At 56.0% G+C, this 23,610-nt stretch carries 20 protein-coding genes; 9 read left to right on the forward strand and 11 right to left on the reverse strand.

Annotated features, from left to right (window positions below):
• Positions 1–121: 121 nt before the first annotated feature.
• A complete protein-coding gene (locus tag DD597_RS09910; RefSeq protein ID WP_003862795.1) occupies positions 122–1,162 on the forward strand; it encodes an NADP(H)-dependent aldo-keto reductase in 1,041 nt (346 codons plus the stop codon).
• A gap of 93 nt (positions 1,163–1,255) precedes the next feature.
• Here DD597_RS09910 and lplT read toward each other — a convergent pair whose 3' ends face one another.
• Positions 1,256–2,449, reverse strand: a complete 1,194-nt coding sequence (lplT, locus tag DD597_RS09915) for a lysophospholipid transporter LplT (protein WP_003862801.1) — start codon at positions 2,447–2,449, stop codon at positions 1,256–1,258.
• Positions 2,442–4,601, reverse strand: a complete 2,160-nt coding sequence (aas, locus tag DD597_RS09920; RefSeq protein ID WP_023314771.1) for a bifunctional acyl-ACP--phospholipid O-acyltransferase/long-chain-fatty-acid--ACP ligase — start codon at positions 4,599–4,601, stop codon at positions 2,442–2,444. The genes lplT and aas overlap by 8 nt, the downstream gene beginning before the upstream one ends.
• A gap of 617 nt (positions 4,602–5,218) precedes the next feature.
• On the opposite strand from aas, the gene galR reads away from it, so the two are divergent.
• Positions 5,219–6,241: an HTH-type transcriptional regulator GalR gene (gene galR, locus DD597_RS09925; protein ID WP_023314772.1), complete on the forward strand. Its 1,023-nt coding sequence runs from the start codon at positions 5,219–5,221 to the stop codon at positions 6,239–6,241.
• Here the strand turns inward: galR and DD597_RS09930 are convergent.
• The 4 genes from DD597_RS09930 to DD597_RS09945 all read right to left on the reverse strand — a co-directional run bounded on the left by DD597_RS09930 (position 6,196) and on the right by DD597_RS09945 (position 10,281).
• Positions 6,196–6,672, reverse strand: coding sequence for a GNAT family N-acetyltransferase (locus DD597_RS09930; RefSeq protein ID WP_003862808.1), 477 nt, complete (start codon positions 6,670–6,672; stop codon positions 6,196–6,198). The two genes, galR and DD597_RS09930, sit on opposite strands and share 46 nt — an antisense overlap.
• Positions 6,669–7,442 carry an FCD domain-containing protein gene (locus DD597_RS09935; protein WP_003862809.1) on the reverse strand — a complete coding sequence of 258 codons (774 nt, stop codon included), beginning with the start codon at positions 7,440–7,442 and terminating at the stop codon, positions 6,669–6,671. The genes DD597_RS09930 and DD597_RS09935 overlap by 4 nt, the downstream gene beginning before the upstream one ends.
• A gap of 78 nt (positions 7,443–7,520) precedes the next feature.
• Positions 7,521–8,948 carry a glycoside hydrolase family 1 protein gene (locus tag DD597_RS09940; RefSeq protein ID WP_129256144.1) on the reverse strand — a complete coding sequence of 476 codons (1,428 nt, stop codon included), beginning with the start codon at positions 8,946–8,948 and terminating at the stop codon, positions 7,521–7,523.
• A gap of 7 nt (positions 8,949–8,955) precedes the next feature.
• Positions 8,956–10,281 (reverse strand): PTS sugar transporter subunit IIC, encoded by a 1,326-nt coding sequence (locus DD597_RS09945; protein ID WP_003862812.1) that lies wholly within the window; start codon positions 10,279–10,281, stop codon positions 8,956–8,958.
• A gap of 299 nt (positions 10,282–10,580) precedes the next feature.
• Between DD597_RS09945 and DD597_RS09950 the strand changes: the two genes are divergently transcribed.
• Entirely contained in the window at positions 10,581–11,618 is a 1,038-nt protein-coding gene (locus tag DD597_RS09950) for a LacI family DNA-binding transcriptional regulator (RefSeq protein ID WP_003862814.1), read from the forward strand.
• On the opposite strand, the gene lysA is transcribed toward DD597_RS09950, so the two are convergent.
• Complete coding sequence (lysA, locus tag DD597_RS09955) at positions 11,588–12,850, reverse strand: diaminopimelate decarboxylase (RefSeq protein WP_003862815.1); 1,263 nt, start codon at positions 12,848–12,850, stop codon at positions 11,588–11,590. The genes DD597_RS09950 and lysA overlap by 31 nt on opposite strands.
• A gap of 120 nt (positions 12,851–12,970) precedes the next feature.
• Between lysA and DD597_RS09960 the strand changes: the two genes are divergently transcribed.
• The gene (locus DD597_RS09960) at positions 12,971–13,897 is read left to right on the forward strand and encodes a LysR family transcriptional regulator (protein WP_023314777.1); all 927 of its coding nucleotides are present in this window, start codon (positions 12,971–12,973) and stop codon (positions 13,895–13,897) included.
• Here the strand turns inward: DD597_RS09960 and DD597_RS09965 are convergent.
• On the reverse strand, positions 13,892–14,584 hold the full coding sequence (locus DD597_RS09965) for an aspartate/glutamate racemase (RefSeq protein ID WP_023314778.1): 693 nt from the start codon (positions 14,582–14,584) through the stop codon (positions 13,892–13,894). The genes DD597_RS09960 and DD597_RS09965 overlap by 6 nt on opposite strands.
• Positions 14,585–14,719: 135 nt before the next feature.
• Between DD597_RS09965 and DD597_RS09970 the strand changes: the two genes are divergently transcribed.
• The gene (locus DD597_RS09970) at positions 14,720–15,043 is read left to right on the forward strand and encodes a cupin domain-containing protein (protein ID WP_129256145.1); all 324 of its coding nucleotides are present in this window, start codon (positions 14,720–14,722) and stop codon (positions 15,041–15,043) included.
• A 33-nt stretch (positions 15,044–15,076) separates the two neighbouring features.
• Here DD597_RS09970 and wzz(fepE) read toward each other — a convergent pair whose 3' ends face one another.
• Positions 15,077–16,213: an LPS O-antigen length regulator Wzz(fepE) gene (gene wzz(fepE), locus DD597_RS09975; protein WP_129256146.1), complete on the reverse strand. Its 1,137-nt coding sequence runs from the start codon at positions 16,211–16,213 to the stop codon at positions 15,077–15,079.
• 544 nt (positions 16,214–16,757) lie between these two features.
• Here wzz(fepE) and DD597_RS09980 point away from each other — a divergent pair.
• The 4 genes from DD597_RS09980 to DD597_RS09995 are packed head-to-tail and all read left to right on the forward strand — an operon-like array spanning position 16,758 to position 20,983.
• Positions 16,758–17,648, forward strand: a complete 891-nt coding sequence (locus DD597_RS09980) for a carbohydrate ABC transporter permease (protein WP_003862825.1) — start codon at positions 16,758–16,760, stop codon at positions 17,646–17,648.
• Complete coding sequence (locus DD597_RS09985; RefSeq protein WP_003862827.1) at positions 17,641–18,543, forward strand: carbohydrate ABC transporter permease; 903 nt, start codon at positions 17,641–17,643, stop codon at positions 18,541–18,543. Before DD597_RS09980 ends, DD597_RS09985 begins: the two co-directional genes overlap by 8 nt.
• Positions 18,544–18,555: 12 nt before the next feature.
• Positions 18,556–19,683 carry an ABC transporter ATP-binding protein gene (locus DD597_RS09990; protein WP_003862829.1) on the forward strand — a complete coding sequence of 376 codons (1,128 nt, stop codon included), beginning with the start codon at positions 18,556–18,558 and terminating at the stop codon, positions 19,681–19,683.
• Between the two features lie 13 nt (positions 19,684–19,696).
• Positions 19,697–20,983, forward strand: coding sequence for an ABC transporter substrate-binding protein (locus DD597_RS09995; protein ID WP_003862832.1), 1,287 nt, complete (start codon positions 19,697–19,699; stop codon positions 20,981–20,983).
• Positions 20,984–21,065: 82 nt separating this feature from the next.
• On the opposite strand, the gene DD597_RS10000 is transcribed toward DD597_RS09995, so the two are convergent.
• The gene (locus tag DD597_RS10000) at positions 21,066–22,481 is read right to left on the reverse strand and encodes a sugar porter family MFS transporter (protein ID WP_045895010.1); all 1,416 of its coding nucleotides are present in this window, start codon (positions 22,479–22,481) and stop codon (positions 21,066–21,068) included.
• A 312-nt stretch (positions 22,482–22,793) separates the two neighbouring features.
• Positions 22,794–23,555 carry a 2-dehydro-3-deoxy-D-gluconate 5-dehydrogenase KduD gene (kduD, locus tag DD597_RS10005; protein WP_003862835.1) on the reverse strand — a complete coding sequence of 254 codons (762 nt, stop codon included), beginning with the start codon at positions 23,553–23,555 and terminating at the stop codon, positions 22,794–22,796.
• Between the last annotated feature and the right edge of the window lie 55 nt (positions 23,556–23,610).

Here is a 23,610-nt window from a genome sequence, read left to right on the forward strand (position 1 = left end):
TCAGTAGCTTGCTGGCCTTTTTGATTTTTTCCTTCCCCTTTTGCCTTCCCTCTGCCATGTTTATATTCCTTTGTCGGGAGGCTCCTGACGCAGTCTGTATGTCTAAAAAAGGAAACCGGCTATGCATTATCATCGTATCCCCCACAGCGCTCTGGAGATCAGCCAACTGGGGTTGGGCACCATGACATTTGGTGAACAAAACAGCGAAGCCGATGCCCATGCACAACTCGATTACGCCGTCAGCCAGGGCATTAACCTGATTGACGTGGCGGAGATGTACCCCGTTCCTCCCCGCCCGGAAACACAAGGTCTTACTGAAACGTATGTCGGCAACTGGCTGGCGAAACGCGGCAATCGCGAAAAGCTGGTCATCGCCTCCAAAGTCAGCGGACCTTCCCGTAATAACGATGCCGGGATCCGCCCTAATCAGATCCTCGATCGCAAGAATATCCGTGCGGCGCTGGATGCAAGCCTCAAGCGCCTGCAAACCGACTATCTCGATCTTTATCAGGTGCACTGGCCGCAGCGTCCGACGAACTGCTTCGGTAAGCTTGGCTACACCTGGAACGAAAGTGCTCCGGCCGTTACCCTGCTGGAAACGCTGGAAGCGCTCACGGAGTGCCAGCGGGCGGGTAAGATCCGCTACATCGGCGTTTCCAACGAGACGGCGTTTGGCGTGATGCGCTATCTGCATCTGGCCGATAAACACGATCTGCCGCGCATCGTGACCATTCAGAACCCGTACAGCCTGCTGAACCGCAGTTATGAAGTGGGTCTGGCGGAGGTGACGCAGTACGAAGAGGTGGAGCTGCTCGCCTACTCCTGTCTGGGCTTCGGTACCCTGACGGGCAAATACCTGAACGGCGCGAAACCGGCTGGCGCGCGTAACACGCTTTTCAGCCGCTTCACCCGCTATAGCGGCGAGCAGACGCAAAAAGCCGTTGCGGCCTACGTGGATATCGCGAAACGCCACGGACTCGATCCGGCGCAGATGGCGCTGGCCTTCGTGCGTCGTCAGCCGTTTGTGGCGAGTACCCTGCTCGGCGCAACGACGATGGATCAGTTGAAAACCAATATTGAGAGTTTCAATCTGAACCTGAGTGAAGAGGTATTAGCGGAGATAGAAGCGGTGCATCAGGTTTATACCTACCCGGCACCGTAATAAAAGCAAAACGGCAACGCACGTTGCCGTTTTTAGGGTTTTCACCCTCTCTCTGTGGGAGAGGGCCGGGGTGAGGGCATCAGGCAGCACAATTCAACGACGACGCTGCCAGACCCACAGCCCGCTAATCGCCAGCGCGAACAGCGCGCCGAATCCTACCCCGATTGCCACGACCGGCGCACCTGCTTTTACCGCCAGCGAGTAAATCCCCAGCATCAGCAACATCGCCATGTTTTCACCAAGGTTTTGCACCGCAATGGCGTTACCCGCCCCAACGGTCTGCTTGCCGCGCTCCTGCAACAGCGCGTTTAGCGGCACCACAAAGAAACCGCCTAACATGCCGATCAGCAACAGCAGGGCATAGGCAGGCAATAGGGCATGTTGCAGGGAGAAGAACAGAACGCCGACGCCAATCAGGATCCCCGCAGGCATGCAGCGCGCGACGGTTTCCAGCGTCACCAGTTTTGCCGCAGCCCCGGCCCCGACAACAATCCCGACGGCGACCATGGCATTCAGATAAGTCGGCGTGGCGTTGTCAGTAATGCCCAGCGCCACCGGCACCCACAGCACCAGCAGGAAACGCAGCGTAACGCCGGCCCCCCAGAACATGCTGGTGCCCATCAGCGAGAAGCGTGTTTCACCGTTACGCCACAGTACGCGGCAGGCGTTGAAGAAGCTGCCGGTCATGGGCCCGAAGCGCCAGGATTGCCCCGGACGCGCCACGGCCAGTTTGGGGATAAACAGGTTGGCGATCACCGCGCCACCGTACATCAGGGCGCAGATGCCAAGCGCGGCGAGCACATGCCAGTCTGCCAGTACGCCACCCGCCACCGAACCCAGCAGAATAGCCGCAATGGTGGAGGACTCCATCAGGCCGTTGGCCTTCACCAGCTTATCACCGGTGGTGAGCTCACCCAGAATACCGTACTTCGCCGGGGAGTAGGCTGCCGCACCAATGCCCACCAGTGTGTAGCCGACAAACGGGTTGATACCAAAGCAGATACTTGCCGCGCCCAGAAGCTTAAGGCTGTTGGCAAACATCATGACACGACCTTTCGGGAAGCTGTCCGCCACCTGGCCGACAAACGGCGCAAATACGATGTAAGCACCCACAAACACCATCTGTAGGATCGGCTGGCTCCAGTCGGGATAAAACTCAGCTTTCAGCAACGCCAGCGTGGCAAACAGCAACGCGTTATCGCCGAACGCGGAAAGAAACTGGGCGGCGATAACCGCCATCATGCCTTTCGACCAGATTGAAGTGTTAGTGTGCACTGACTCACGCATTTTGCTGTTCTGCCTCTTCAACCATGCCCTTCAGGGTCACGAAATCGGGTTTACCGCTGCCCAGCACCGGTAACTGTTTGAGGTAACGAATATCGCGGGGGACCGCCAGCTCGGGGATACCGTGTTCGCGTGCATACCTGAGCAGCGCGTCACGCTTCAGTTCACCGTCTGTCGTGAAGAGCACCAGCGCCTCGCCTTTACTGGCATCACTTTTCACCACGGTCGCATGCATTTTCTCAGCTGAGACTGCGGTCGCCAGCGTCTCGACCATTTCAAGAGAGACCATTTCCCCGGCGATTTTGGCGAAGCGTTTTGCGCGTCCCTGGATCTGCACGAAGCCCTGATCGTCGAAGCGCACGATATCGCCCGTGTCGTACCAGCCCGTTTCAACCTCGCCATTGACGTTCTCAGCCGTCGGCGCCTCAAGCACCCCCGGGTTTTCCACACGCAAATAGCCGTTCATGACGTTCGGCCCTTTCAGCTGAAGACGTCCGCCGTCTTCAATACCCGGCACCGCCAGCAGACGCGCGTCCAGCCCCGGCAGAATGCGGCCAACCGTTCCGGGTTTTGCCGCCATCGGAACGTTGATGGAGACCACCGGCGCGCACTCCGTCACGCCATAGCCTTCCAGAATGCGCAGGCCAAACTTGTCCTGCCAGATTTGGCGCGTGCTGTCCTGGAGTTTTTCTGCCCCCGCCACCACGTAGCGCACGCGGAAGAAATCATACGGGTTGGCGAAGCGCGCGTAGTTTCCGAGGAAGGTGGACGTCCCGAACAGCACCGTGCAGTTACGGTCATAAACCAGTTCCGGCACAATGCGGTAGTGCAGCGGGCTTGGGTAGAGGAACACCTCGGCACCGGTCAGCAGCGGCGTAAAGAGCCCCACGGTCAGACCAAAAGAGTGGAACAGCGGCAGCGCCGACATAAAGCGATCGTTGGCGGTAAAGTCAGCAATGGTTTTAATCTGTTCGACGTTCGCCAGAATGCTTTTGTGACTGTGAACCACACCTTTCGGGTTGCCTTCAGAGCCGGAGGTAAAGAGGATAATGGCATCATCCTCCGGCTGCTGCTTAACCTGCGCCAGACGCGGCATCAGCAGGTGCGCGAAAATCCACAGCTTGTCGGCGGTCGTGACGTCTGCTTTCAGATCTTCCAGGAACACCCAGCGCACCTGCGTCAGCTGTTCCGGCAGGTGCCACAGCTTGCCTTTATCCAGGAACTGGCGGGAGGTAAAGACGGTGTTGATTTGCGCCGCGGTAATCGCGCTGGAGAGCCCTTTCACGCCCGCCGTGTAGTTCATCATCGCCGGAATGCGGCCCCGGGAGACGGCACCAAAGATCACCGCCGCGCTGATACCCGCGTTTGGCAGCATCAGGCCGATCTTTTCACCCTGTTTGCTGTATTTTTCCAGGATACGCCCGACAAACAGCGTTTTGGTCAACAGCTTACGGTAGGTATCCGGCGTAAAGTTGATGTCTTCGATGCAGTTTTTCTTCGCACCGTAGCGATACTGGGCTGACAGCAACGATTCATACAGCGTCTCGCGCGGGCGAACGGCCATGCGCGCTTCCATCATAATCTGGTGCAGCATTTCCCCGGCGATTTTACGGCGGTCGCGCGCACGCGGCGCCTCGGGCATCGGCAGTGACGTCGGCGGTAATATATGCAGCGTAATTTTCGGGAACAGACGCTGCTTCACCAGCCCTTTCAGACGGCTGAAAAAGGTCAGCTCAGCCCCGTCGATGCGTAGCGGCACGACGGTGGCCTGAGACTTCGCCGCGACAAAACCGGCCCCATCGTAAATTTTCATCAGGGAGCCCGTCACTGAAATCCGCCCTTCCGGGAAGATAACCACCGGACGCCCCTGCCCAATCAGACGCACCAGATGTTTAATCATCATCGGTTTGGTTGGATCGAGCGGGACAAAATCAATCAGCGGTTTGAGCCAGCGCATGTACCATTTTTCACTGATGGAGCTGTACACCGCGAAGACGGGCCGCACGGGCAAAAACAGCGCCAGCAATACGCCATCAAGAAAAGAGACGTGATTCGGTGTGATAAGAACACGCTCGCCATAGAGTGCCTGCGTATCGCCAGTCACGCGGATGCGAAACAGGACACGAAACAGTGTGCGGAAGAACCCAAAAAGCATTTCAACTCCCTTTGCCAGCCAGTGTGAAAGGTATAAATGGTGGCAGATTACACGAGAAGTAGTGAGGGAGCGATAGCAAAAACAGAGGCGAAAAAAAACCTGCGCATCCGCGCAGGTTGGTGCAAGAGAAGAGTACGAAAACGTACCAGGAATTCTCACCAATCAATACCTCTGGGATCTTGATTGTGGCCTCCGGCGACAGGCTTCGCCAGCGGGAAAACGCAAGGGAATGAGCCGAAGTGCAACCAGGTGTGAATATTCTCTTTTGCTGTTACAGGTTGAACTTACAGGCAAAAAAAAACCTGCGTAAAACGCAGGTTGGTGTAAATCGTGTTAATCAACCGAAGTTGATTCCACCTATCAATACCTCTGGGATCTCGACTCTAGCAATTCATAACGCATCGTTGCTAACGGACAATCGCAACAGCCTGAGGCAAAGTGTAACTAAAGGTTCAGATTACCATTATTCAGACATGACTGGCCGTGTAACGATTACACCGCGAGGGATGTTCTGCTTCACGTTTGCAGAGGACGCTCACCCGCTCCCCTTGAATGCGCGCCGCTTTTCCGCAACACTAGTTAGTGTGTAAACGCTTACCCCTATAAGAAGGTATTGAATGGCGACAATTAAGGATGTGGCTCGTCTGGCCGGTGTTTCCGTCGCGACCGTCTCCCGCGTAATCAACAACTCTCCTAAAGCGAGTGATGCATCGCGCCAGGCCGTGCAGGACGCCATGGAAAACCTGAATTATCACCCTAACGCCAACGCGCGCGCCCTTGCCCAGCAGTCGACAGAAACCATCGGGCTGGTGGTCGGGGATGTATCCGATCCGTTTTTCGGTGCGATGGTCAAAGCCGTAGAACAAGTCTCTTATCACACCGGAAATTTCCTGCTGATTGGTAATGGCTACCACAATGAACAGAAAGAGCGCCAGGCCATTGAGCAGCTGATCCGTCATCGCTGTGCGGCACTGGTGGTCCATGCCAAAATGATCCCCGACGCCGAGCTGATCCATCTGATGAAACAGATGCCGGGGATGGTGATTATCAACCGTATTATTCCCGATTTTGAAACCCGCTGCGTGGCGCTCGACGACCGTTACGGCGCATGGCTCGCAACCCGTCACCTGATCCAGCAGGGCCATACCCGAATTGGTTATCTGTGTTCCAACCACCCAATTTCCGATGCGGAAGATCGCCTTCAGGGCTATTACGACGCGCTGCGCGAAGCCGGTCTGCCCTGCAACGATCGTCTTGTGGCGTACGGAGAACCGGATGAGAGCGGCGGCGAGCAGGCGATGACCGAGCTGCTGGGACGCGGGCGGAATTTCACCGCCGTGGCCAGCTATAACGACTCCATGGCCGCCGGCGCAATGGGCGTGCTGAATGATAACGGGATTGACGTCCCGGCAGAAATTTCGCTGATTGGCTTTGATGATGTGCTGGTGTCGCGCTACGTGCGCCCTCGCCTGACCACCGTGCGTTACCCGATTGTAACCATGGCAACGCAGGCGGCAGAACTGGCGTTAGCGCTGGCCGAGCATCGCCCGCCACCGGAAATTACCCACCTGTTCAGCCCAACCTTAGTGCGCCGTCACTCGGTGGTATCGCCCGCGGAAGCCGTGAGCGAACAGCGATAGAGATGGACGGTTTTATCCGGGTATTCCAGCGCATCGCCGATGTAGTGCCAGCCGTAACGTTCGTAGAAGTCGCGGCAGGCAGACCAGAGATGAAGCTCGTGATACCCGGCGCGTCGCGCGTAGCCGATAACATGCTGCTGAAGTTTTCCCGCCAGCCCGTTTCCCCGGGCGGCTTCATCGACATACAGCGCAGCCAGCCAGGGGTGGAGATCCTGTCGGGAAATTAAATCGCAACGCCACAGCCCAACGGTGCCCAGCAGCTGGTCATCCTCAACGGCAATAAAGGTGAGCGGTAACTCGCCCGGCGTCAGGCTGTGCTCGACAATGCTCTGGAAAAAGGCACGCGGCATACCTTCACCAAACGCGTACCAGATCCAGTCGATCACCTGCTGTGTAAACTGCGGCGCAGCGTGAAGCGGCAGTATATTCACACCAGCTTCCCCTGGAAAAGAGGGACCGATTCGAAGAGATAGCCGTCGAAATCGGGTGCGTCTTCGTCTGACAGCTCAAGCAGGCTCTTTTTGACGTTTTCAAGATGCTGGAACATCGCCTGCCACGCCCCCATCACGTCGCGGCGGCGGAGCGCAGCGAGAATGGTTTGCCTGTCGCCGAGCCATTTCAGCCGCCATGCGCGGCTGGCGATGTGGCCGTTGAATTGCTGCCACAGTGGGCTGCTGTCCATGTGATGCCAGACGCTTTCAACGGTCGCCAGCAGCATCTGGTTTTGTGTGGCCCCCGCCAGTACCAGGTGGAACATTTTGTTGTTGTCCTGGCTGCGATCGTCGGCGGCAATCGCCCGTTGCTCCTGCTCGATGATGCGGCGCAGGTTGTCGATATCCGCCCGCGTCGCCATTTTTGCGGCAAAGGCGGCAATGTTGCTTTCAAGCAGCTGACGCGCCTGGAGAATTTCAAACGGCCCCACGTCACTGTTCAGAAAACGCTCTTCCTCGTTTTCATGCTCCTCCGGAATGCGCATCACGTACACGCCAGACCCCTGGCGAATATCCACCGTCCCCTGAAGCTCAAGCATCAGCAGCGCCTCGCGCACAATAGTGCGGCTCACGCCATACGTCTCGGCGATGTTGCGCTCCGGCGGCAGACGCGATCCCACGGGATAATGCCCCTGGATAATCTGCGCCCGTAAATCCTCGCCAATCTCCTGGTACTGTTTTTTTTCCGGCAGGATGACAGCCTTATCCACGTTTTCACCTGTGTTTTTCAGTTAATGCGCGGGCCGGACGTCCTCCCGGCCAGTTTGTGCGCTATTTTACCAGAAGGCTTACTTCCATTCATCGTCTACCCTGAGCGTCAGCACACGCTCATCGCGCAGCTGGCGGAACCAGGACGCTGATTTCTTTGCCCGCCGTGCGCGTTGATTTTCAAGGTCGATCTCAATCAGCCCGTAGCGGTTTTTAAACGCGTTCATCGGCGAGACATTGTCGGTGAAGGCCCACAGCATATAACCGTGACAGTTTGCCCCCGCCTCCCGCGCCAGCAGCGTGTAGTAGAGATGTTCGCTGATAAACGCGATGCGGTACGCGTCATCGATAATGCCGTCGCGATTGCGAAACTGCGCTTCGTTCTCCACACCCATCCCGCTTTCCGCTACAAACCAGTCAATGTTGCGATAGTCGTTTTTAATCCGCATCGCCATGTCGTAAATAATGCGCGGGAAGATCTCCCAGCCGCGGGAGGTGTTCATCCTCCGCCCCGGCAGCTCGAACGGCTCGTAGTAATACGCCGGGTGGAACGGCGTCTCCGGGTGCCAGGCGCGGGACGGGGCTTTGACGCGATGCGGGTAATAGAGGTTAATGCCCAGCTCGTCGACGGTGTTGTCGGCAATCAGCGCCAGCTCGTCAGCCGTGTAGTCCCACTGCACCTGATGCTGCGCCAGCAGGGTAAAGAGCGCCTGCGGATAGCGCCCGTGCACCAGTGGGTCGAGAAAGACGCGGTTGTAGAACAGATCGTACATCTCTGCCGCTCGCACGTCATGCGGTGCGCGCGAGCGTGGATAGGTCACTTCCGGGTTAAGAATACAACCCACTGAGCCGTCATACCCTTTCTCGCGAAACAGCTTCACCACTTTCGCCGTCGCCAGCACTTTATGGTGGTTCCACTGCATCCAGGTGCTGGTGTTCTGCTCATAGGGCCAGCGCAGTGCGTCAAGGTAGACGCGCGTCTGGACCACAATCGGCTCGTTGAAGGTAAACCAGCGGGTGACTTTGCCGTGAAAGCGCTCAAACACTTTTTCCGCATAGCGAACGAACAGCTCGACGACGTGCTTCGACGCCCAGCCGCCGTAGGTTTCCAGCAGCACGCCCGGCAATTCGTAGTGTTCCAGGCAGATCATCGGCTCAATGCCCTGACGGTGCATTTCATCGAACAGCGCGTCGTAATAGGCGGCGTACTCTTCATCTACGGTGGCGTTTTCATAGTCGGTCAAAAAGCGCGACCAGTTGATCGAGGTGCGATAGTGCGTCAGGCCCGCCTGCTTCATCAGCGCCACGTCTTCACGGAAGCGATTAATAAAGTCGGTTGCCACCGCCGGGCCATAGCCGTTGTGCCAGACGTGACGATCGTTCTTGTACCAGAGATCGATCCACGAATCCTGCCCCGGCTTTTTGCCGCTCCAGCCCTCGGTCTGCCAGGCCGATGCCGCCGCGCCCAGCATAAAATCCTGCGGTATAGTTATCTGTTTTATGCTCATCCGGTCCTCATGCGTTATCGGTGGCTTGTTGCAGCGCGGCCTGCTCTGCGCGGCGTGAGGCAATTTTCACAAACGGCAGATAGATAATCACCGCGGTCACGATGCAGATAAACTGGGTGATCACCGCCCCCATGGAGCCCGCGGTTGACAGCCAGGCGTTGATCAGCGGCGGCGTGGTCCAGGGCACCATCACCACGGCTTTCCCGGCAAATCCGGTCACGGTGGCAAAGTAGCCAATCGAGCCCGTCACCAGCGGCGTGATGATGAACGGGATAGCCAGGATCGGGTTGAGCATGATTGGCATCCCGAAGATCACCGGCTCGTTGATGTTAAAAATACCCGGGCCGATGGAGAGCTTAGCGATCTCCTTCATCTCTTTACGTTTGGTGGCAATCATGACGGCGATCAGCAGGCCGATGGTCAGGCCGGAGCCGCCGATGCTCATATAGACGTCCCAGAACGGCATGGTGATGATGTTTGGCACCTCTTTGCCCTGCTCGAACGCGCTCATGTTAACGGTGATTGCCCCCAGCAACAGCGGCTCGCGGATCGGCTTGATCATCTGGTTGCCGTGAATACCAATCACCCAGAACAGCTGGGCGACAAACATCAGCAGCAGGATCCCCGGCAGGCTTTGCACCACGCGCTCCAGCGGCTGTTGCACCACCTGGTAAACCGCGTCGTAGAGATACATGCCGGTAATCTGATGAAACACGAAGCCAAAGGTGGCGATGGCGGTGGTGGTGATAATGGCCGGGATCAGCGCAGAGAACGACGCGGCGACGTTCGGCGGCACCGTGTCCGGCATCCTGATTTTCAGCCCCTTGCGGTTTTCCAGCCAGCAGTAAATCTCCACTGACAGGATAGCGATAAACATGCCGAGGAACAGGCTGCGGGTATCGGAGAACTGGCGCAGCAGCACGTCTTTCACCACGTGCATCTCGCCGTCCACCAGCATTTCCACCGTGGTTGGCGTCACGCAGATAAAGCAGATCACCGCCAGCAGGCCGGGGAACAGGGACTTAATGCCGTTAATACGCCCCAGCTCAATGCCGATTAAAAACACCGCACCGATGTTGAGAAAGTTAAGCGTGGCATAGTTGAGCGCGCTGGTGATCGGCTTTAACGCCGCAAGAAACGACAGCGACTGAAAGCTCGCCAGGCCGTTTTTCGGATCCAGCACCATATTGGAGATCAGTACCGAGAACGCCCCCACAATGATGACCGGCATTAAGGTAATAAACGCAGACTTGATCGCCTGGATATAGCGATAGCTGTTGAAGGTGGTGGCAAAACTGCCCAGAGCGTCGATCAGTTTTTCCTGAAATGCCATAGGGTAATACCTCAGTAAAAGGGCTTTTATTGAATAAGATGGACAGCCGGATACTATTGGTATGCCAAAAATAGCGCCCACAGGCGCTTTGTTCTGTGATTAAGCTCTCAATGAGGTAAGAGGTATTCCAGATTGCGATTTATCACCATTTTGGCATGCCAATGACAGGCATTTATCCCGCTGGCGAGGATCGTTACCGAAAAGCGTGATCGTTATGGGGTTTTGCCCTTCCCACGTCGCTTATGCGCCGGATGGTCTGTGTTAAACTGCAAACCATTACGTGGAAACAGGAATTTCGAATGGCAACAATGCTGGATGTCTCACTGCGTGCGGGCGTGTCGAAGGCCACCGTTTCGCGCGTGCTGAACGGCACAGGTCAGGTTAAAGAGAGCACGCGTCAGCAGGTATTTCGCGCGATGGAGGAGCTGGGCTATCGTCCGAACTTTCTCGCGCGTTCGCTGGCTAACCAGACCAGCAACAGCATTGGTCTTGTCGTCTCGACGTTCGACGGTTTTTACTTTGGTCGTTTGCTACAGCAGGCGTCACGGCAGACCGAAAAGCACGGAAAACAGCTGATTGTTACCGACGGTCACGACGCCCCTGAACAGGAAGAACAGGCGGTGCAGATGCTCGCCGACCGCAAGTGCGACGCCATCGTGCTGTACACGCGATACATGAGCGAAAAGACGATCCTGAAGCTGATCAACAGCGTGCAGACGCCGCTGGTGATCATTAACCGTGAAGTGAGCCAGGCGGCGGATCGCTGCGTCTTCTTTGAACAGCAGGACGCGGCCTTCAAAGCGGTGGATTACCTGATAAGCCAGGGTCATCGGGAGATCGCCTGTATCACCGTCCCGATCCACACCCCAACGGGTAAAGCGCGGCTGATGGGCTACCGTAAGGCGCTGGAGAAGCACGGTATTCGTCTCGACGAGCGGCGGATTAAATACGGCGATGCAGGCATGACGCGGGGTTACGAGCTGTGCAAGGAGCTGATTGCGGAAAAGACATCGTTCAGCGCCCTGTTTGCCTGTAATGATGATATGGCCCTGGGCGCCTCCAAAGCATTACACCAGGCCGGGCTGAAGATCCCGCAGGATATTTCGCTGTTTGGTTTTGACGATGCCCCCAGCGCAAAGTGGCTGGAGCCTGCCCTGTCGTCGGTATATTTGCCGATCGACAACATGATCGTCACGGCAATCGACCAGGCGATCCGGCTGGCAAAAAACCAGCCGGTTGAAGCGATCCCGCCGTTCACCGGCACGCTGGTTTTACGCGATTCGGTGACAACAGGGCCGTGGTTTAATCAGACCAGCTCTAACGCCAGCAGCTCCTGAATGGTCTGGCGACGGCGAATCAGCCGCGCCACGCCGTTATCAAACAGCACTTCCGGCAGCAGCGGGCGGCTATTGTAGTTGGAAGACATAGACGCCCCGTACGCACCGGTATCATGCAGCACCAGATAATCTCCCGGTTTTACCTCTGGCAGCGAACGGGTTTCGACTTTCCCGCCTTCCTGCTGAGTAAAGACGTCACCGGATTCACACAGCGGGCCGGCAACAACGGTCTCGATGCGCGGCGCGTTGACCAGATCGCGGCCATCGGCGGCAAGCGCGGTAATGTGATGATAGCTGCCGTACATGGACGGGCGCATCAGGTCGTTGAAGCCAGCATCAATCAGCACAAAGTGACGGCTTCCCATCTCCTTCACGCTCCGCACCTGCGCCACCAGCACGCCAGCTTCGGCGACCAGGAAACGACCCGGCTCAATCTCCAGCTTCACCGCATGGCCCAGATGGGCAGCGATCCTGTCACGCGCGGCGCTCCACAGGCCGTAATAGTGATCCGTATCGATCGCCTCTTCTCCTTCGCGGTAAGGGATCGAAAGCCCTCCCCCGGCGGAGATCGCCTCCAGATCCTGACCAAAATCGATAACCTGACGCACCATTGCGCCACAGACCTGCTCAAGATGGCCATAATCCACGCCGGACCCGATATGCATGTGAATGCCCACCAGCTTGAGGTTGTAGCGTTGTAAAACCTCCAGCGCCGCAGGCATATCGGCATACCAGATCCCGTGTTTACTGTTTTCGCCCCCGGTGTTGGTTTTCTGACTGTGGCCGTGACCAAAGCCCGGGTTGACGCGCAGCCAGACGCGATGGCCAGGAGAGACCTGCCCAAGCTGTTCCAGCATATCCACCGAACCAGCATTGACCGGGATTTGCAGCTCGTGCACGCGCGCCAGCGTGGCGTCGTCTATCAGGTCAGCGGTGAAGACGATCGCGTCGCTGTCGGCTTTCGGATCAAACCCGGCCGCTAGCGCACGTTCGATCTCACCCAGCGATACGGAGTCAACCTTCACGCCCTGCTCGCGCATCAGGCGCAGAATATGAATATTAGAGCAGGCCTTCTGCGCAAAACGCACCACGTCAAACTGATGCAGCGCGGCGATCTTCTCGCGGACAATCTGCGCATCGTAGACCCACACCGGACAGCCGAATTCGGCAGGCAGGCGCAGCAGGTTATCGGCGTTTAAATCGGTTTCGGTCTGGTTGAGCGGGCGTGGCATGGTCGTCTCCGGAAATCTGTTTTTTATCATTACGCCATAGCCTGAAGAGAATAAAAAATATCGTTTTATCTTGAGTCTATGCAAAAATGATATGGAACACGCTCAGCCATCAGGTGCCCTATGCCCGCCGTTAACCTACGCCATATCGAGATTTTTCATGCGGTGATGACCACCGGCAATCTCACTGAAGCCGCGCACATGCTGCACACCTCGCAGCCGACGGTCAGCCGCGAGCTGGCGCGTTTTGAGAAAGTGCTGGGGCTGAAGCTGTTTGAACGCACCCGCGGCAGGCTGCATCCAACGGTGCAGGGTTTACGTCTGTTTGAGGAGGTTCAGCGCTCCTGGTACGGGCTGGACAGGATCGTGAGCGCGGCAGAGAGCCTGAGGGAGTTCCGCCAGGGCGAACTGTCCATCGTCTGCCTGCCGGTCTTTTCCCAGTCATTCCTGCCGGTACTTTTACAGCCGTTTCTGGCCCGCTATCCGGAGGTCAGCCTGACCATCGTGCCGCAGGAGTCGCCGCTGCTGGAGGAGTGGCTTTCGGCCCAGCGCCACGATCTGGGTCTGACTGAAACCCTCGTCACGCCAGCGGGAACGGAACGCACGGAACTGCTGTCGCTGGATGAGGTCTGCGTGCTGCCTGCCAGCCACCCGCTTGCCCACAAAACCGTGCTGACACCGGCGGATTTTCACGGTGAGAACTATATCAGCCTGTCGCAGACCGACAGCTACCGGCAGCTTCTGGATGGCCTGTTTGCCGAACATCAGGTGAAGCGGCGGATGGTGATGGAAACGCACAGTGCGGCGTCAATTTGCGCGATGGTGCGCGCGGGCGTGGGTATTTCGGTGGTGAACCCGCTCACGGCCATGGACTACGCCAGCAGCGGCGTGGTTCTGCGCCGTTTTAGCGTTTCCGTTCCCTTTACCGTGAGCCTGATCCGCCCGCTGCACCGGCCCGCCTCAGCGCTGGTTGATGCCTTTTGTGAACATCTGATTGCGCACGCGCGTCAGGTGGCGCTTCGCTTACCTGACCTGCAAAAACCTTTATGACAGCATAAACTCCACCGCATCCGCGGCATGGATGGCGGCGGTATCGAAGACCGGTATCGGGCTTCGGTCTGCCGGCACCAGCAGACCGATTTCGGTACAGCCGAAGATGACCCCTTCCGCTCCCTGCTGCGCCAGTTTCTCTATCACGCTGACGTACCAGGCGCGCGAAGCTTCGCTGAAGGTGCCCAGACACAGTTCATCAAAAATAATCTGGTTAATGCGCGCCCGGTCAGCCTCCTCCGGGATCAGGCTTTCAATCCCGAACTGGCTGCTCAGCCGCCCGCGGTAAAAATCCTGTTCCATGGTGTAGCGCGTCCCCAGCAGCGCCACGCGCGTCATGCCGGCGGTACGTATGGCACGCCCGGTGGCATCCGCGATATGTAAGAACGGCAGCGAACAGCGGTCTTCAATGTGCGACGCCACCTTATGCATGGTGTTGGTACACAGCAGAATACCCTGCGCGCCCGCACGCTCCAGCCCGAGCGCGGCGTCCGCCAGTATCTGCCCCGCTTTGTCCCACTCCCCGCTCGACTGGCAGGCTTCTATTTCATGGAAATCCACGCTGTGCAGCAGCAGGCTGGCTGAATGCAGACCGCCCAGACGCTGTTTAACGCCTTCATTAATCAGGCGGTAGTACGGGATCGTTGATTCCCAGCTCATGCCCCCTAACAGACCGATCGTTTTCATCTTTCCTCCTGTGCGTTTCACCCAGTGAAGCAAACTTGTGATCGCCTTTCCAGTTATTTGGCTAAACGTTTCCTTTTCTCGGCGGGTGAGATAAGTTAATTGAAACAATGTTTCATTACATAACAGGGCGAAAATATGTTTATTTTCCATAAAGAGACCACGCTTGAGGATCTGGGCAACGGCGTGACGCGTCGTATTCTGGCGCACGACGGCAGGATGATGGCGGTGGAAGTGAATTTCGAGGAAGGCGCGATTGGCCCGATGCATAACCATCCGCATGAGCAGCTCACCTACGTTCTCTCGGGGGAATTTGAGTTCACCATTGGCGAGGAGAAGCATGTGGTGATGGCGGGCGACACCCTCTATAAAGCGCCGCACGTGATGCACGGCTGCGTTTGCCTGAAACCCGGCACCCTGCTGGATACCTTTACGCCGGTTCGCGAAGATTTCCTGAAATAAAAAAAGGCGCTCAGTTGAGCGCCTTTTTTGATGTTATTCCGTAACCGGCTCAGGAAGTTGTTCCGGCAGCGGGTTGCGGGCGCTCATTGCCTCGCGCAGCAGCACGCTGCCACAGGCGAACAGTCCACCCAGAATACACGCCAGCAGCACGATCAGGGCTTTGCCCGGGCCATCTTTTTTCACCGGCATAGAAGGTGAAAGCTGGTATTTGAACGGCTCCAGGCTCACATCTTCGAAGGAAAGTTTTTGCAGCTGTGCCAGATAGTATTCACGGTTCTGGAAATCGGCGTTCAGCTCAGAAACGTCCTTCAGATTTTTTTCAATCTGCAATTTCTGCGCAATCCCGTCCGCACCGAGGGCGACGGAATAATCCGGATCGTCTTTCACCGCCTGTCCATTGCTGTAGACCGGCTTTTTGATCCCTGCCGCGTTCGCCACTTCCAGCGAGTAGTTCAGGCGTTGCAGGTTGGTATTATGGATATTTGTCAGACGGACCCGATCCAGCTCCAGCTGCTGCTGAACCGTTTTGGTTCTCAGGATCAGCTGATCGCGAATGTTTTGCATGGTCTCCTGCTCGACGATGCGGGAGATGTACTGAATGTAACCATTCAACACTTTCTGCGCGTCCTCTGCCGTTGGGGCAGTGAAGCTTAACGTCCAGGAGAGGTACGGTGCTTTATCGGCATTTTTTTCCTGCGTGTTATCAACGGCTTTCATCTTTTCGGCAATATTGACCACCGCGCGGTGCAGCTCCAGCGGGTCAACCTGAGCGCCATCGAGCTGAGCCATCACGTAAGGTGAGCTCTTCATGTACTCTTCAAGCAGAGACTGGGACTGAAACTTTTTAACAAACAGATAAAACACATCCGCACGGGTAATTTTCACGTCGACATCAAGCACCTGGAGCGCCACCATCATCTGGCGTAGCGAACTCCACTGCGTCTGTTCCGCGGGCGTAATGACCGCTTTACTGGTCCATTTTTGCGGTATCAGAAAGGCGATTGCCAGGCCGACCAGTGCAAATGCAAAGACAATGGTGATGATGCGTTTTTTTGCTGCCAGCAGGACGTCCAGCAGACCCAGAAGATCTATTTCTTTAGCGCTGACCGCCGGGGGAGCATAGTGAGGAAAGTTGAGATCCGTATGTTTTTTGAAATCCATCGCTGACATAACTGTTCTTCTTTTAAGGATGCAGTGAAATTCTGCCTGACTGGTTCCGGTGTAACAAATCATACAAGAATGTAAGAATTATCTGAATGACGAATTGGTACATCTGTAGACCTGCTATCAGATCTGGTAGTTAGCCACGCTGCGTGACTATTGTTATTCCTGCTCCCCTTTTGCTTCATTATCTCTTCCTCATGGGCCGCGGCGAACGTCCGTGGAAAGTCAAAAATGCCACCTTCCTCACTATATTGAAACAGCGTTTCGACGCTGATCACATTTCCACCATTAAGCGAATGACGCAGAAATAAATCGCAATAATATAAAATAAAACGATGTTTTAGTATCCAAGAACACCGGTTCAGCTCTTTTGAAACCCGAAGCGCTTACACCACGACGAAAGACAAAAAAGCGTTAAAAAACAAACGTAGGTTTTGCCGTTGCCAGACGTTGCACCCTGAATTTCAGCTCCCATGCCGCGCATCGCAGGCCTGGGAAAATGTAACAAAGCAGATTTCGTATTAAACCATTGATTGCCAGGTAGGTATGTATGAATGAAAACAAGCTGCTGGGGCTCGCATGGATATCACCCTATATCATCGGGCTGATACTCTTTACGGCATTCCCCTTCGTCTCATCGTTTTTCCTCAGCTTTACGGATTACGATTTGATGAGTCCGCCGGTGTTTAACGGCATCGAAAACTATCGCTACATGTTTACCGAAGACACGCTCTTCTGGAAATCCATGGGCGTGACCTTTGCCTATGTATTTTTAACCATCCCGCTAAAGCTCGCCTTTGCATTAGGAATTGCCTTTGTCCTGAACTTTAAATTACGCGGCATCGGCTTTTTCCGAACGGCCTACTATATTCCGTCGATCCTCGGCAGCTCCGTCGCCATTGCCGTATTGTGGCGCGCCTTATTTGCCATCGATGGCCTGCTGAACAGCTTTATCGGCGTTTTTGGCTTTGATCCGGTGAACTGGCTGGGCGAGCCGTCGCTGGCGCTGATGTCCGTTACCCTGCTGCGCGTCTGGCAGTTCGGTTCCGCGATGGTCATCTTCCTGGCCGCGCTGCAAAACGTACCGCAGTCCCAGTATGAAGCGGCAATGATCGATGGCGCATCGAAATGGCAGATGTTCATGAAGGTGACCGTGCCACTGATTACGCCGGTGATCTTCTTCAACTTCATCATGCAGACCACGCAGGCGTTCCAGGAATTTACCGGGCCGTACGTGATTACCGGCGGCGGGCCAACCTATTCGACCTATCTGTTCTCGCTCTACATCTACGACACCGCCTTTAAGTATTTCGATATGGGCTATGGCGCGGCGCTGGCGTGGATCCTGTTCCTGGTGGTGGCCGTCTTCGCCGGTATCGCCTTTAAGTCGTCGAAATACTGGGTGTTCTACTCCGCCGATAAAGGAGGCAAAAATGGCTGATATTCAACAACTCTCCACGGCAAGAAGCGTCGCCGAACGCGAAGTGGCCCGCACGCTGCGCAGAGAGAAAATCAACGCCTCCGTTCGCTATGTGATTCTGCTGGTTGTCGGCCTGCTGATGCTTTACCCGCTGGTGTGGATGTTCTCCGCGTCGTTCAAACCGAACCACGAGATCTTCACCACATTGAGCCTGTGGCCTGCCCACGCCACCTGGGATGGTTTCGTAAACGGCTGGAAAACCGGCACCGAGTACAACTTCGGCCATTACATGCTGAACACCTTTAAGTATGTGATCCCGAAAGTGATCCTGACCATTATCTCCTCCACCATCGTGGCGTACGGCTTTGCCCGCTTCGAGATCCCGTGGAAGAAGTTCTGGTTCGCCACGCTCATTACCACCATGCTGCTGCCCAGCACCGTGCTGCTGATCCCGCAGTACCTGATGTTCCGTGAAATGGGCATGCTAAACAGCTATATGCCGCTGTACCTGCCGCTGGCCTTCGCCACTCAGGGGTTCTTCGTCTTCATGCTGATCCAATTCCTGCGCGGCGTCCCGCGTGACATGGAAGAGGCGGCGCAGATTGACGGCTGTAACTCCATTCAGGTGCTGTGGTACGTGGTAGTGCCGATCCTGAAACCGGCCATTATCTCCGTCGCCCTGTTCCAGTTCATGTGGTCCATGAACGACTTTATCGGGCCGCTGATTTACGTCTACAGCGTGGATAAATACCCCATCGCACTGGCGCTGAAAATGTCCATCGATGTCACCGAAGGCGCGCCGTGGAACGAAATTCTGGCAATGGCGAGCATCTCCATTCTGCCATCCATCATTGTCTTCTTCCTGGCACAGCGCTACTTCGTACAGGGCGTCACCAGCAGCGGAATTAAAGGTTAAGAGGGAAATACCATGGCTGAAGTTATTTTCAACAAGCTGGAAAAGGTCTACTCCAACGGCTTTAAAGCGGTACACGCTATCGATCTTAAAATTGCTGAAGGGGAATTCATGGTGATCGTCGGCCCATCCGGCTGCGCCAAATCCACGACCCTGCGCATGCTGGCGGGGCTCGAAACCATCAGCGGCGGCGAGGTGCGCATTGGCGACAAGATCGTGAACAACCTCGCGCCGAAAGAGCGCGGTATTGCAATGGTGTTCCAGAACTATGCCCTCTATCCGCACATGACGGTGCGCGAGAATCTGGCCTTTGGTCTCAAGCTGAGCAAACTGCCGAAAGATCAGATTGAGTCTCAGGTGAATGAAGCTGCCAAAATTCTTGAACTGGAAGAGCTGCTCGACCGCCTGCCGCGCCAGCTTTCCGGCGGCCAGGCGCAGCGCGTGGCGGTAGGCCGTGCGATTGTGAAAAAACCGGATGTGTTCCTGTTCGATGAGCCGCTTTCAAACCTCGACGCCAAACTGCGCGCTTCGATGCGTATTCGTATTTCCGACCTGCACAAGCAGCTGAAGAAGTCAGGAAAACCGGCGACCACCGTTTACGTGACACACGACCAGACCGAAGCGATGACCATGGGCGACCGCATCTGCGTGATGAAGCTCGGCCATATCATGCAGGTGGATACGCCGGACAACCTCTACCACAGGCCGAGGAACATGTTCGTGGCGGGCTTTATCGGCGCGCCGGAGATGAATATACGCAAAAGCGTGCTGGTCGAAAAAGCGGGCCAGCTGCACATCGCCATTGGCGATGAAACCATGCCGCTGAACGCGGAGAAGCAGGAGAAAGTCGCGGCCTACGCGGGTCAGGAGATTTACTACGGCGTGCGTCCGGAATTTGTGTCGCTCTCTGATGAGCCCTTCCCGAACGGCGGCTGTAGCGGGGAGATGGTGCGCGTTGAGAACATGGGCCACGAATTCTTTGTGTACCTGAAGGTCGCGGACTACGAACTGACCGCCCGAATCCCGTCCGATGAAGCTAAGCCAATGATTGATAAGGGTCTTCATCGTAAGGTGTATTTCACGTTTGAGATGAACAAGTGTCATATTTTTGACGCAAAAACTGAACAGAACCTCTCTCTCTGATGGAGTGATAAAAATGAAAAAAGTGCTTTTAAGCGCAGCAATCTCCGCGACCCTGGGTCTTACCGCTTTGCCATCGATGGCGCAGAATGTGGATTTACGGATGTCCTGGTGGGGCGGCAACGGCCGTCACCAGGTCACCCTGAAAGCGCTGGAAGAGTTCCATAAGCAGAACCCGGACATCAACGTGAAAGCGGAATACACCGGCTGGGATGGTCACCTCTCCCGTCTGACCACCCAGATTGCGGGCGGCACCGAGCCGGACGTAATGCAGACGAACTGGAACTGGCTGCCGATCTTCTCGAAAACCGGTGACGGCTTCTACGATCTGAACAAGATGAAGGACGTGATTGACCTGTCGCAGTTCGATCCCAAAGAGCTGCAAACCACCACCGTGGACGGCAAGCTGAACGGCATTCCGATCTCGGTGACGGCGCGCGTGTTCTACTTCAATGACGAAACCTGGAAAAAAGCGGGTATTGCGTACCCGAAAACCTGGGACGAGCTGATGGCGGCCGGTAAAACCTTCGAGAGCAAGCTCGGCAAGCAATACTATCCGGTGATCCTGGAGCATCAGGATACGCTGGCGCTGCTGAATTCGTACATGATCCAGAAGTACAACATTCCTGCGGTGGATGAGAAAACCAAAAAGTTCAGCTACACAAAGGAACAGTGGGTAGAGTTTTTCCAGACCTACAAAAAGCTGATCGACAGCCACGTCATGCCGGACACCAAATACTATGCCTCTTTCGGTAAGAGCAACATGTATGAGATGAAGCCGTGGATCCAGGGTGAATGGGGCGGCACCTACATGTGGAACTCCACCATCAACAAATATTCCGACAACCTGAAGCCACCGGCGAAACTGGAGCTGGGCAACTACCCAATGCTGCCGGGCGCCACCGACGCAGGTCTGTTCTTCAAACCGGCGCAGATGCTGTCGATTGGTAAGACGACCAAAAACCCGGAGGCGGCAGCAAAGCTGATTAACTTCCTGCTCAACAGCAAAGAAGGGGTCGATACGCTGGGTCTTGAGCGTGGCGTACCGCTGAGCAAAGTGGCGGTGCAGTATCTGACCGAAGACGGCACCATTAAAGAGGACGATCCTTCCGTGGCGGGCCTGCGCCTGGCGCAGTCGCTGCCGGCGAAACTCACCGTCTCGCCATACTTTGACGACCCACAGATTGTGGCGCAGTTCGGTACCTCTTTGCAGTATATCGACTACGGGCAGAAAACCGTGGAAGAGACGGCCGCTGACTTCCAGCGTCAGGCGGAGCGTATTTTGAGACGTGCGATGCGGTAAAAACAAAGCCGGGTGGCGCTTCGCTTACCCGGCCTACACGGTATCGTAGGCCCGGTAAGCGAAGCGCCACCGGGCAATGACATTACACGCCGATATTACGTAGTTTCTCCCCTTTCATCAGCTTGCGTTCAATATGCTCCAGGGTCACGCCTTTGGTTTCCGGGATCAGCCAGAACGTCACGCCGATAAACGCCACGTTCAGCACCGTATAGAGCCAGAAGGTGCCTGCCGCGCCAATCGCATCCAGCAGCGTCAGGAAGGTCGCGCCAATGATCATATTCGACACCCAGTTGGTGGTGGTGGAACAGGTGATACCAAAGTCGCGGCATTTCAGCGGCTGAATTTCAGAGCACAGGATCCACACCACCGGTGCGGCGCTCATCGCGTAACCGGCGATGCACATCATGGTCATGCCAACGGAGAGCCAGGAGAGGCCGCTTGACGCCGTGCCGTTATCGAACTGCATCAGGCAGTAACCAAGGATCAAGGTGCCGAGCGCCATTACGCTAAAGCCAATTTTCAGGGCCGGTTTACGTCCAGCCTTATCGACGGTGAACACCGCGATAAAGGTGGCGAACATAAAGGTCAGCCCCACCACCAGCGTGGCGATCATCTGCTGTTCGGTGGTGGTAAAACCAGCCATTTTAAAGATGCGTGGGGCGTAATACATGATGATGTTCATCCCCGTGAACTGCTGCATCGCCTGTAACAGCATGCCGAGGAACACCGCGCGGCGCACGTTGCGGTTCGCCTTAAACAGGGACCAGCCGCCCTGCTTCAGCTTCAGGCTTTCGCGGATTTCGTTCAGCTCTTCACGCGCTTTTTCAGACGTGTCGCGCAGCATGCGCAGCACCTCTTCCGCCTCCACGTGACGCCCTTTTTGCGCCAGCCAGCGCGGGCTGTTCGGCAGGAAAATGACTAACACAATCAGCAGCACCGCAGGCAGCGCCAGCACGCCAAGCATTGCCCGCCAGTTGCCGCTGTAGCTGAAGTACGTATCCGACAGGAACGCCAGCACGATACCGAGCGTCACCATCAGCTGGTACATGCTGATCATCTTCCCGCGCACGTTTTCGCTCGCCATTTCGGAGAGGTAAAGCGGCGCGGTGTAGGACGCGATACCTACCGCCACGCCCAGCAGCACGCGGGAAAGCAGCAACACTTCAACGTTGGTGGCAAACGCCGAACCAAGAGAGCCAGCAACAAACAGGATCGCCCCGACCATCAGGCTGTATTTGCGCCCGAGACGGAACGACAGCCAGCCGTTAAACAGTGCGCCGATGGCCGCACCCAGCATCATGCTGCTCACCACCCACTCTTGCAGGCGGTTGCTTAACGTAAAGTGGTCGGTAATAAAGGGCAGTGCGCCCGCGATAACGCCGATATCCAGACCAAACAGTAAACCGGCTACGGCGGCCGCAACAGAAACAAACTGGTTCATGCGTCGGGTATCGCGCAGCGCAGCGGGCATAATGGTAGAGTCATTTACAGATGTCATAGTTTCCTGCCTCAACAGCGAAATTCGTTAAGTGAAATTACGAGATACCGGAAGAAAGTGTCAGGCCGGAAATGGTGAAGATATGGATTATTTCGCTACGACACACCGATCTGTGATGGACATTACAGTTTCAAATCAGGATGGTTTAACCTTATTTTTGATTAATTAGTTAATATTTAAGCAATAAATGTGTGACACCCGTCATTCATTCCATTTCAGTATGGATTTTTCATCTTTAAGGATATGGATAAAGCCAATTTTGGCGCAAAAAAAACCTCTACCCGAGGGCAGAGGTTCTTTATTCGGGCTGACTTAACGTGCCAGCCAGCCGCCGTCTACGGCAACGGTGTAGCCGTTAATGTAGTCCGAAGCCGGGGACGCCAGGAATACAACCGGGCCCATCAGATCGCTCGGCAGACCCCAGCGACCCGCTGGAATACGCTCCAGGATTGCCGCGCTGCGCTCTTCATCCGCACGCAGCTGCTGGGTATTGTTGGTGGCCATGTAGCCCGGCGCAATCGCGTTGACGTTGATGTTGTGCTGCGCCCACTCGTTCGCCAGCAGACGGGTCACGCCCATCACGGCACTCTTCGATGCGGTGTAAGACGGCACGCGGATGCCGCCCTGGAAAGAGAGCATGGAGGCAATATTAATGATCTTGCCACCTTTCCCCTGAGCAATGAAGTGCTTCGCAGCCGCCTGGGACATAAAGAACACGCTCTTGATGTTCAGATTCATCACGTCGTCCCAGTCCGTTTCGCTGAAGTTAATCGCGTCTTCACGACGGATCAGGCCGGCGTTGTTGACCAGAATATCGATATGCCCAAACTCCGCCACCGCGCGATCCAGCAGCTCAGGGATCGCATCGATTTTGCGCAGGTCCGCGGTCAGGCTCAGGAAACGGCGGCCCAGCGCGGTGACGCGCTCGATGGTTTCCGTTGGCTCAACGATGTTAATCCCGACGATATCGCAGCCCGCTTCCGCCAGACCTAACGCCATACCCTGCCCCAGCCCGGTGTCACAACCGGAAACCACAGCCACTTTACCTTGCAGAGAAAATGCATCCAGAATCATGTTTGTTCCTTAATCGTTCAGCGCCTGTCAGCAACAGGCAGATGTATGCTTAACT

Source organism: Enterobacter cloacae complex sp. 677-3DZ2D5B (genome assembly GCF_004136695.1).
Lineage (GTDB): Bacteria > Pseudomonadota > Gammaproteobacteria > Enterobacterales > Enterobacteriaceae > Enterobacter > Enterobacter hormaechei_C.

Excerpts from the sequence above, each read along its gene's own strand:
- galR (WP_023314772.1), top strand. The coding sequence starts at position 5,219 with ATGGCGACAATTAAGGATGTGGCTCGTCTGGCCGGTGTTTCCGTCGCG.
- DD597_RS09980 (WP_003862825.1), top strand. The coding sequence starts at position 16,758 with ATGAATGAAAACAAGCTGCTGGGGCTCGCATGGATATCACCCTATATC.
- DD597_RS09940 (WP_129256144.1), bottom strand. The coding sequence starts at position 8,948 with ATGAGCATAAAACAGATAACTATACCGCAGGATTTTATGCTGGGCGCG.
- DD597_RS09990 (WP_003862829.1), top strand. The coding sequence starts at position 18,556 with ATGGCTGAAGTTATTTTCAACAAGCTGGAAAAGGTCTACTCCAACGGC.
- DD597_RS09910 (WP_003862795.1), top strand. The coding sequence starts at position 122 with ATGCATTATCATCGTATCCCCCACAGCGCTCTGGAGATCAGCCAACTG.
- DD597_RS09995 (WP_003862832.1), top strand. The coding sequence starts at position 19,697 with ATGAAAAAAGTGCTTTTAAGCGCAGCAATCTCCGCGACCCTGGGTCTT.
- lplT (WP_003862801.1), bottom strand. The coding sequence starts at position 2,449 with ATGCGTGAGTCAGTGCACACTAACACTTCAATCTGGTCGAAAGGCATG.
- DD597_RS09960 (WP_023314777.1), top strand. The coding sequence starts at position 12,971 with ATGCCCGCCGTTAACCTACGCCATATCGAGATTTTTCATGCGGTGATG.
- DD597_RS09985 (WP_003862827.1), top strand. The coding sequence starts at position 17,641 with ATGGCTGATATTCAACAACTCTCCACGGCAAGAAGCGTCGCCGAACGC.
- lysA (WP_003862815.1), bottom strand. The coding sequence starts at position 12,850 with ATGCCACGCCCGCTCAACCAGACCGAAACCGATTTAAACGCCGATAAC.
- DD597_RS10000 (WP_045895010.1), bottom strand. The coding sequence starts at position 22,481 with ATGACATCTGTAAATGACTCTACCATTATGCCCGCTGCGCTGCGCGAT.
- DD597_RS09970 (WP_129256145.1), top strand. The coding sequence starts at position 14,720 with ATGTTTATTTTCCATAAAGAGACCACGCTTGAGGATCTGGGCAACGGC.
- kduD (WP_003862835.1), bottom strand. The coding sequence starts at position 23,555 with ATGATTCTGGATGCATTTTCTCTGCAAGGTAAAGTGGCTGTGGTTTCC.
- DD597_RS09950 (WP_003862814.1), top strand. The coding sequence starts at position 10,581 with ATGGCAACAATGCTGGATGTCTCACTGCGTGCGGGCGTGTCGAAGGCC.
- aas (WP_023314771.1), bottom strand. The coding sequence starts at position 4,601 with ATGCTTTTTGGGTTCTTCCGCACACTGTTTCGTGTCCTGTTTCGCATC.
- DD597_RS09965 (WP_023314778.1), bottom strand. The coding sequence starts at position 14,584 with ATGAAAACGATCGGTCTGTTAGGGGGCATGAGCTGGGAATCAACGATC.
- DD597_RS09945 (WP_003862812.1), bottom strand. The coding sequence starts at position 10,281 with ATGGCATTTCAGGAAAAACTGATCGACGCTCTGGGCAGTTTTGCCACC.